At 62.4% G+C, this 1,276-nt stretch carries 1 protein-coding gene and 1 pseudogene; both read left to right on the forward strand.

The window, feature by feature from the left end; genetic code table 11:
- Positions 1 to 860 precede the first annotated feature (860 nt).
- Complete coding sequence (locus AX737_RS07950) at positions 861 to 1,103, forward strand: hypothetical protein (RefSeq protein WP_066920416.1); 243 nt, start codon at positions 861 to 863, stop codon at positions 1,101 to 1,103.
- A gap of 7 nt (positions 1,104 to 1,110) precedes the next feature.
- Positions 1,111 to 1,276: pseudogene (locus AX737_RS33035) on the forward strand (Holliday junction branch migration DNA helicase RuvB); the annotation flags it as partial.

Below are 1,276 nucleotides of genomic sequence, written 5' to 3' on the forward strand. Positions count from 1 at the left end.
TCGGCGGCCTGGGCGCCGGCGACGGCGGCGAGCGCCGCGGCCGAGCCGAGCAGGGCGCTCTTCAAGAGCTTCATCGATATCTCCACAAGCTTCGAGACCCACAAGACGCCAGACCGCCCGCTCAGCGCGTGGTCGTTTTGATTATCTGGTCGAGCATCTTCGAATTTTGGAGCCGGCGCGACGCCGACGACAGCAACTTAGTCCGTAAGCGCGCGTCGAACAAATCATAATGCCGTACATTCCGGCATTTGCGAGAATGATTGCAATCCTGCAACACGTGTATTATTGGTTGTAATTCGATATGTCATGCAACGACAGATGAAATCAGACTTCGTGTGTTATAAGTCGTATCCGCGAAGGAATGCGCCGCCTTATCGAGGCACGCGCGAGCGAATTGCAGCGTTGCCGCTCGGGTCTCGATGATGTCGCGCTCGCCCGCGTATGATCGCCGATCAATCGAGGCGCCGCGTGTCGGAGGGGGATAAGAGGAATTTCTCCGTCTCTGTGTAGAGAAGCGATAAAGTTACGTGATGACGAACAACCTTGGATCGACGTTATTCGTTCGCGAAAGACGCGTCTTATGGTGTGATGATCGATGAAGTGAATCGATGCTCGGCATTCGGGCGCGATCACGCGGCCCGTCATTCGGGGCGGAGGGGCTGGGCCTTATCGACGATCAATCCCGTCGCGATGGCTCTCACGCGTTACGCTTCCGAACCGGACCATTGGGATGACGGTGCGGGATCCGTCGGACATACGGTCGCGGGCGGCTCGGTCCGGCCTGGACAGCGTTGAGAACATATGATGAACATATCCCGGAGCACCGTTCCGGGACGGCACGGATCGAGAGAGGATGAGCGATGGCCCGCTACCGCTTCCACTGCACCAACGGATACGAGTGCGTGTTCGACGCCGAGGGTGCGGATGTCCGCGCGCCGGCCCGGCTGGCGGAGCGGGCGCGGCGGGTGGCGCAGGGCGTGATGCGCGATCTCGACGCGCGCACGGACTGGTCGCAATGGCAGGTGACGGTGCACGACCTGAAGGGCCGACGCGTCCTTCTCCAACCCTTCACCGGCGGGGAGGATCGGGCGCTGGCCGCCTGATTCCGCGATGACGGCACCGAAACACCTGACCCGGACCCTGCTGACGCCGGAGGCGCGTCCGGGCGAGCCGGACCAGAGCATCCGCCCGCTGTCGCTCTCCGAGTTCGTCGGCCAGCGTGCGGCACGCGCCAACATGCAGATCTTCATCGAGGCGGCGCGCAAGACCGGCCAGG

The organism is Methylobacterium sp. CCH5-D2, assembly GCF_001556475.1.
In the GTDB taxonomy this organism is placed as follows: domain Bacteria; phylum Pseudomonadota; class Alphaproteobacteria; order Rhizobiales; family Beijerinckiaceae; genus Methylobacterium; species Methylobacterium hispanicum.